At 59.9% G+C, this 7,730-nt stretch carries 5 protein-coding genes; 1 reads left to right on the top strand and 4 read right to left on the bottom strand.

Annotated elements, in window-relative coordinates; all coding sequences use genetic code 11:
- Nucleotides 1–107: 107 nt before the first annotated feature.
- On the bottom strand, nucleotides 108–2,267 hold the full coding sequence (locus ACWUKX_RS23130) for an amylo-alpha-1,6-glucosidase (protein WP_456009183.1): 2,160 nt from the start codon (nucleotides 2,265–2,267) through the stop codon (nucleotides 108–110).
- A 43-nt stretch (nucleotides 2,268–2,310) separates the two neighbouring features.
- The gene (locus tag ACWUKX_RS23135; RefSeq protein ID WP_456009185.1) at nucleotides 2,311–3,372 is read right to left on the bottom strand and encodes a glycosyltransferase family 4 protein; all 1,062 of its coding nucleotides are present in this window, start codon (nucleotides 3,370–3,372) and stop codon (nucleotides 2,311–2,313) included.
- 207 nt (nucleotides 3,373–3,579) lie between these two features.
- Here ACWUKX_RS23135 and ACWUKX_RS23140 point away from each other — a divergent pair, with 207 nt between their 5' ends.
- Nucleotides 3,580–3,882, top strand: coding sequence for a DUF982 domain-containing protein (locus tag ACWUKX_RS23140; protein WP_095520379.1), 303 nt, complete (start codon nucleotides 3,580–3,582; stop codon nucleotides 3,880–3,882).
- A gap of 138 nt (nucleotides 3,883–4,020) precedes the next feature.
- Here ACWUKX_RS23140 and ACWUKX_RS23145 read toward each other — a convergent pair whose 3' ends face one another.
- Together ACWUKX_RS23145 and ACWUKX_RS23150 are read right to left on the bottom strand one after the other, a co-directional pair.
- The gene (locus ACWUKX_RS23145; protein WP_456009186.1) at nucleotides 4,021–5,937 is read right to left on the bottom strand and encodes a calcium-binding protein; all 1,917 of its coding nucleotides are present in this window, start codon (nucleotides 5,935–5,937) and stop codon (nucleotides 4,021–4,023) included.
- Nucleotides 5,938–6,349: 412 nt separating this feature from the next.
- Complete coding sequence (locus ACWUKX_RS23150; RefSeq protein WP_135937555.1) at nucleotides 6,350–7,096, bottom strand: FkbM family methyltransferase; 747 nt, start codon at nucleotides 7,094–7,096, stop codon at nucleotides 6,350–6,352.
- Nucleotides 7,097–7,730: the final 634 nt, after the last annotated feature.

Here is a 7,730-nt window from a genome sequence, read left to right on the forward strand (position 1 = left end):
TCGAATTCGCAGCCGGCCAATCGTGACAAGCTGCCGTGCGTCGGAACGTTCAGACGGGCCATCGGTTCCGCTAATCGCAGCGCAGCGGTCGGTTCCGAAAAGCCAAACTAGGTCCGCACGATGAGCGGCACGCCCTCATGCCGGTCGGCGAGAAAGGCGACGACCCTATCGCCGACACGCTGGAAGGTGAGATCCACCTTCCTGGTGCCAACGCCCAGATGCCTCAGCGTGAGCGTGTCGATACCAATCGGCAGCCTGGGACCGGTGACGTGGATTTCGCCGTCCCAGCCATCGATCTCCAGGCCGAGGCAGGCCTGCATCAGCATGAAGGCAGACCCGGCCGACCAGGCCTGCGGCAGGCACGCGACGGGATAGGCGATCGGCGCTTCGCCCGGCGCGCGGGTAAAGCCGCAGAACAGTTCGGGCAACCGCATGTTGAAATGGACAGCCGATTCGAAGGTGCTGCTCATCAGCCGGACCACGCTTTCGCGCTCGCCAAAGCGTGCCAGACCGGCGCCGCACATGGCGGTGTCGTGCGGCCAGATCGAGCCGTTGTGGTATGACATCGGGTTGAAGAACACAGCATCGTCGGCGAGCGTCCTCAGCCCCCAGCCCGAATGGAAGGAAGCCGAAAGCAGCTGGTCGGCGACCAGCTTCGCCCGCGTCGGCTCGGGGAGCCCGACATAGAGAAGATGCCCGACATTAGACGTCCGCACCTTGCAGGGCTCGCCGGCGCCATCAATCGCCAAGGCATAGAAGCCGAGATCGTCCAGCCAGAAATGGCGTTCCACAGCGGCACGCATGGCCTCGGCGCGGCTGTCCCAATGATCGGCCCTGTCGCCTTCGCTGCGGCGGCGGGCGAGCGCCGCCAGCCCCCGGAAGGCGGCAAAGACATAGCCTTGCACCTCCACCAGAGCGATCGGTCCCTTTGGGACGCGGCCATCTGCATGGAAGACGGAATCGATGCTGTCCTTCCATCCCTGGTTGGAGAGGCCGGACTCGGCGGCACGCTGATAGGTTACGAAGCCGGTCGGCCGGCTCGCCTCCTCGGTCCACTCGGCCGCAGCGCAGAGCGACGGCCACAGGCCGTCGACGAACACCATGTCGCCGGTACGGTCCGCATAGGCGCAGGCGAGATGGATGAAGAGCGGCGTCGTGTCGACACCGCCATAGTAGCGGCCGAAGGGGAGCTCCCGCAGCGCCGCCATTTCGCCTTTGCGGGTCTCGTGCATGATCTTACCCGGCTGAGAATCGCTGAACGGCGATGTCTCCGTAGCCTGGTGCTGGGCAAGGAAGGCCAGCACGCCTCGCGCCAAACCCGGGTTGAGCCACAGCATCTGCAACGCGGAGATCACGCCGTCACGGCCGAACGCCGTAGAAAACCAAGGGATACCCGCATATGGGTAGGGTCCGGTCGTAAGCTCCGTGGTCAGCAGCGCCACATCCGCGCGAGCGCGCTCGACCCAATCGTTGAAGACGCGGCCGGAACTGTGCACAGTGGCACCATGGCGGCGCTTGGCCCGCATGCCGAAGCGAGCGCGGGCCGCGGCGGCGCGGTAGCGATCGCGGTTCGGCGTTTCCGCCACTCCGGGACCGACCTCGACATACAGCACCTTGCTGCTGCGCCTCGTCACGGCAATCAGGAAGTCCGCACGGTCGGCCGTCAGCTGGTCCGGCGCCTGCGAGAACGATATGGCCGACATCCGCGCCAGCCCGTCTAGCCCGTCGTAGCGAAGCAGGACGGAGGTCGCATCCGTCTCGGCAGCATGGGCCATGCCGCGCTTCAGCCTTGTCGAGCCGCGCACTTCGAACATGTCGCGGAAATCGGCGGCAAAATGCAGCGAAACGCGGATAGTGGAGTGGTCCTGGCTGTAATTGGAAAGGGTAATGCGTTCAAATAACCGGTCCTGCCAAAGCAGCCTGACGCGTTCGATATGCATCGCGCCCTGCGGAATGTCCCGGCCGCGGGCGCTCTGCATCGGCAGATTGGTCAGGTTGGAGGTGAAGAGCACATTGTCCTGGCTGAGCGATGCACCGAGCAGCGATGTCTGCCGGCCGCCGACGGTCAGCCGGAATTCGGAAAGCACTCGGGTGTCATCACGGAAGAAGCCGTCGCCGGCGCCGCGGATATCGCCGTAGGCGTCGGCCACGGCAAAGCAATCGCCTTGCTTGAGGGCGAACAGCCGATGCGGCTCTCGAGGTGCGGTGGCGTCCAAGGACGCAAGTGCTACCGCGGGATCAAGCTTGCGCTCGTCGAGTTGGGCCATTCGCTACATATCTCTCTCGTTTCGCCCCCCGAGGTAATGCCACTCACAACGCTCTTGCTTCGGCCGAGGCGCCGATCAGGCGCGCATAGGCGGAAACGTAGTCGCGGGTCATTCTTTCGGCGGAAAACCGCCTTTCGAAGACAGCTCGCACCTTCCGCCTGTCGAGCCGCAGCATGCCCGGCACCGAGGCGACCGCGCCCTCCAAGGAATCCACGATAAAACCGGTCACGCCTTGATCGACGATTTCCGGCATCGCGCCGGAGTTCCAGGCGATCACCGGCGTGCCGCAGGCCATCGCCTCTATGACGGCAAGACCGAACGGCTCTGGCCAGTCGATCGGGAATACGAGGCCGGCCGCGTTGCCGAGGAATTCCGCCTTCTTATCCTCCTCGATCTCGCCGACATAGTCGACACGGTCACCGTCGACCAGCGGCTCGACCACCTCTCGGAAATAGGCGCGGTCGTCGTCGCCGATCTTTGCCGCAAGCTTCAGTTTCAGCCCCGAGCGCAGCGCGATCGCGATGGCACGATCCGGACGTTTATCGCGCGACATCCGGCCAAGGAAGGCGAGGTAGGGCTCCCCTGGGCTCGTCTCGAAAACCGGTTTGTAGAGTTCGGTCGGCAGCCCGTGGTGGATCGTCGTCAGCCAGTTGGCGTTGGCGAGCCCCGTGCTTTGGCTACGGGATACGGAGATCATCGGAAAGCGCGGAAAACGCTCATAGGCCGGCGCCAGATCGACATAGTCGAGCCTGCCGTGCGGCGTCGTCACCGTCCGCTCGGGCATGTGCTCGAAGAAAGAAAAATGCAGGAAATGGCTGAGGTGAAAATGAATGATATCAAAATCATGAGCTCGTTTCCTCACCTCGGAAAGCATCGAAAGGTGCGCGGCTGTCTCGGATTTCAGCGGGCGTGGGTCAAGACGCAGCGCACGCTCGCGACACGGCACCAATTTTGCCGACGTTTTTGTATCGCCACTGGCGAACAAGGTTACGTCATGGCCAAGCTCGACCAATCCTTCGGTCAGATAGGAGACAATGCGCTCCGTACCTCCATAAAGCCGGGGCGGCACGGATTCATGGAGCGGCGCCACATGGGCTATTCTCATAGGCTGGCATTTCCCTCAAACATCATCGCTGAAGTCGAAATGCATCACCCTCCCGAACGTTCCGCAACGGCAAGAAGTCGGGCGATGATTGGCGATTCACCACCCCACCCTTTGCCAAGGCCGTGGGCGTTTTTGCCGGGAACCAATTGGCTGGCCGTGAATTTAATTAGGTTCGATCGAACGCATCGCGATCGACGGGAGGAAAAGATGAATCGCCTGCAGTTCTTTACGCCGGTGATAATTTCGCGCGGGCAGGGAAAACCTGTCGAAGAAATCGACAGTGTCAGCGAAGCGATGACGTTTTTGCGCCACTGGCCGAAAGGGCGGCGCGGCCCGGTGTATCAATGCGCGCTGAACTGCTGCGCTGCGGCTCTGGCGGGCCAGATGTCTGCCGAGGAAGCAAGAAAGGCTTTTACGGGCTTTGCCCGGATCACCCGGCTGCTGGATGACGACATGTCGCTGCCGACAGGCAGCGAAAGGATGGACAGCCTATACACGGCGAGGCGATAGACGGTAGATCTACTCGCGACGATCCGCGCCAGTGTGCGTCCACGCCGCCAAAAGAGACGGGGCTTCAAGCTGCAGTTCGTGCACCTGTCTCTGTTGGCGGGCGCCACCCTCACGCGAGGTCGTTTCCCGTTAGCTCGTTCAGGTCACAAAGAATGCAGCTGCCGTAAGCGACAGACCTGGAGAGAGAGTGGCGAATTGTGTTTGAACCGCGCCGCCGATCCCGTCGCTGTCGAAAGAGAGCGCTCCGGTTGAATTGTTGTAGAGGATACGGTCGGAACTGTCGTGCGCGGCCGCACCGGCAAAGAAAGCGGTGGATGTGAGCGCGCCTGAGCTCAGCCCGGCAAATATAGCGTTGTCGATGTGGATCTTGTCCTGGAGCTTGTTGAAGTCAATAACCCTGTCAATATTGCCGGCGCCCAGAGCGGTATTGAAAACGAAGGCATCATTGCCGCCATTGCCGGTCAAGGTGTCGGCGCCACGGCCGCCATTGATGACATTGGCGCCGGCATTGCCCTGGATTGTCTGGGCGAACTCATTGCCGGTGAGGTTGATTGCCGTGGTGGCGGACGGATACCTGGCGGCCAGAAGCTCGACCTGCGAGCCGGCCGCAAGCGCATAGCTCACCATAGTAGCCACGCTGTCGCGACCGCCGCCTATCGCCTCAATCACCTTGTCGCCGGCATTGTCGATATAGTAGCCGTCGTTGCCCCCGTAGCCGATCATCGTGTCGGCGCCGCCGAGACCATTGATGGCATTGGCGCCGGCGTTGCCCTGGATTGTCTGGGCGAACTCGTTGCCGTTGAGGTTCATAGCCGCCGTGCCGGACTGGCTGGTGGTGGCGAGAACCTCGATCTGCGAGCCGGCCGAAAGAGCATGACTCAATGAGGCGAGCACCTTGTCGGTGCCGCCGCCCACCGCCTCGACGACCCTGTCGCCCGCATTGTCGACATAATAGGTGTCGTTGCCGCCGTAGCCGGTCATCGTATCGGCGCCAGCGAGGCCGTTGATGACATTGGCGCCGGCATTGCCCTGGATAGTCTGGGCAAACGCATTGCCGGAGAGGTTGATTGCCGTCGTGCCAGACGGATTCGTGGTGGCGAGAAGCTCGATTTCCGAGCCGGCCGCGAGCGCATAGTTCAGCGAGGTGAGCACCCTGTCGGTGCCGCCGCCGGCCGCCTCATTCACCTTGTCGCTGGCATTGTCGACGTAGTAGGTGTCGTTGCCGCCGTAGCCGATCATCGTGTGGGCACCGGTTCCCTGAAGTACATCGGCTCCGCTGGTGCCATAGAGCGTATCGTCGGTTGGAGGTGGGGTCGTGGTGCTGGTGTTGTGTCGCAGGAAAAAGTCTTGCATCGCCGGAGTGTTCCCAAGCGAGGTTTCGCCGTTCTGCGAGGCCCATTTATAAGCCATGTCAAACGCAGGATTGGGAACCAGCCTTTCCCAGTGGTCCATCATGGTCTGCATCTGGGATGTCGTGGGCATGACATATGAGCCGCCCGTATTGGTCGACCAGCCGCCGCCGCCAAACGCCTGATAGACCGGAACGATCGCGCTCTGCGGGATGCCTGCTTCCAACGCCGCAGCCACAGCTCTATCAATGTAGTTGAAGTCCACCGCAGTGGTGCGCACCGGATAAGGGTTTATTCCGTAATAGTCGATGCCCGTGTTGGCAGGATTGTAGGTATTGGAATAGTTCGAATCTGTGAACGACCCCATGTCCATCAAGGTGATGAAAGTCTTGGCGCCTGGAAAATGGGAATGGATCCAGTCGGATTCCGCCTTCAGATTCGCAGCGCTCACTTGGGTATGATATCTGCCGGTGGGATCCGGCTCGTCAGTCAGAAAAAATCCAAAAACCTTCGGATTATTGAGGAGAGGCGTTACCTTGTCGATAAACGACTGGGTTACACCATTGCTCTCGCCGAGCCAGATCAGGGCTTTCGAGCCATCCGGCAACGCGTTGACCGATGACGCGTATTGAAGATCAACCAGATTGAAGCCATAGGCCTTGGCCTGGGCAGCTGAGGCGCCCCAGGTGTAGTGCATCGTGGCCATGCGAATATCCCTCGTGTGATTCGGTAGCCCCCGATCCCTGCCTACGCGACGGCCCATATTAGCGCCAAATCAATTAGCGCCACGCTGTTGATAGAATCGTTGATCTTGGATGGATCACCAATTTTCATGCGATTTGACTGCAGGACTTGCGCGAAACTTACCGACGGCAATATTGGATAAATAGTCAGTCAGTTGGGATCGCCTGGTTTTCCCGAACGCCTCTAGAGCCGCTCTCTCTGGGCTTTGCCCGGATCACCCGCCTGCTGGATAACAATGTGGCAAGGCCGATTGGGACAGCGTCTACACGCCGAGGCGATATGCTGTGCCGGAGCCGGACGCGAGCGGTTATCTGGCGGTGAGCCGCGTCTCAAGAGTGGTACTCAACCCAAGCTTCCTGCGCCCCGCCATGACGCTATATCCATCTTCTAAATCGAATGCCGGCTTCATCGAATGCTTGCACCATTCTGGCTTCGAGGGCGCGCTTCTCCCGTCTCGCGGGATTCCTCAGTTTAAGAGAGTGGAATTCCACGTAGGCGGCATATAGATCACGATGGGTTCCAGCCCTGATCAAATCATCAAGAATTTCGTATTCTGCCCCCTCGACATCGAGCTTGAGAACGATCACGTCATACAGCGTACGCTTTGTCCTGATCATTTGTGAGAGTGAAAACGTTTCGACGAGGTCCGGCGCAAATCGCTGTGATTGATACAGGCTTTCGTTGTGGTCCAAGATTATCGAGCAACTTTGGTGGGTGGCTTCCGCTCGGTCTGGAGGAGGCCCAAACAATTCAGCGTAGCCGTCTTTTACGCTCGCCGCCTTTGGGATAATCTCCATAGTCAAGTTTTTCGCGCGCAAAGCATTAAGCTGCGCAAGGCAATTCTTGTTTGGTTCGATCAAAATGTAATCGTATTTGTCGGGCGTATAGTATGTAGAAAAGAATCTAAGACCTTGACCTATATTTGAACCGCAATCGATAAACAATCCGCGACTTCGATTTGTCAAATTGAGATGGGACAATGCCTGCTTTGCATCAGACGCAACGCGAGGACGAAGCCCTTGCCATCTAAGCGGCTCGATCAGCGATAGGGCAGACAATTGGAGGAGTCGACCAGGCCCTTCGGTTCGTAAAACCTCCAAGGATCGCTTGATCTTTCCCATGGCCCCTCATTGCCAATCGCCCTGCCGGCCCAGTTGCGGCCTGGCATCCCCAGTTTTAAAACCCGCTTGCTGCTTTTGCCCGCGGAACTGACGTCCACCGGATGCTCCCCAAAATCAAATACGCATCGCCTGCGGAGAGCCTCCCTTTGAAGGGCAGGTCCACTTATCTTCAATCCCTAGCCACTAAGATATGAATTCTCATCCTACGAATGGATGACAGCGACAGACGTTTCGCCGAAACAATGCGTTAGCGAACCTAGCGTGGTCCCCCTGCTGCCGGTTCAGGGAACCGGCACTTGAGCTGACCTTACCATTCTGGAACTCAAACGGTCCGGGGTAGCCTGCTTCGCAAGATTTGGAGGGGGACTCGACAATGCCGAAATGGGCCTAGAACGGTTCTGGGGACGGCCGGCGCCATCGCAGGTGCCGCGACGATCCGCGCCAGAGCATCCACGCTCGCCAAAGGAGACAGACTTCAAGGTGCAGTTATCCACCTGTCTCGGTTGGCGACCGCGGGGCCCTCGCGCGATCTCCGCTTTCCGCTAACTCGTTCAGGTCACAAAGAACGAGGCTGCGGTGAGCGAGAGATGTGGGGAAAGCGTGGCGAATTGTGTTTGAGCTGCGCCGCCGATCC

This window comes from Mesorhizobium sp. f-mel, from assembly GCF_053850215.1.

Excerpts from the sequence above, each read along its gene's own strand:
- ACWUKX_RS23130 (WP_456009183.1), bottom strand. The coding sequence starts at position 2,267 with ATGGCCCAACTCGACGAGCGCAAGCTTGATCCCGCGGTAGCACTTGCG.
- ACWUKX_RS23135 (WP_456009185.1), bottom strand. The coding sequence starts at position 3,372 with ATGAGAATAGCCCATGTGGCGCCGCTCCATGAATCCGTGCCGCCCCGG.
- ACWUKX_RS23140 (WP_095520379.1), top strand. The coding sequence starts at position 3,580 with ATGAATCGCCTGCAGTTCTTTACGCCGGTGATAATTTCGCGCGGGCAG.
- ACWUKX_RS23145 (WP_456009186.1), bottom strand. The coding sequence starts at position 5,937 with ATGGCCACGATGCACTACACCTGGGGCGCCTCAGCTGCCCAGGCCAAG.
- ACWUKX_RS23150 (WP_135937555.1), bottom strand. The coding sequence starts at position 7,096 with ATGGGAAAGATCAAGCGATCCTTGGAGGTTTTACGAACCGAAGGGCCT.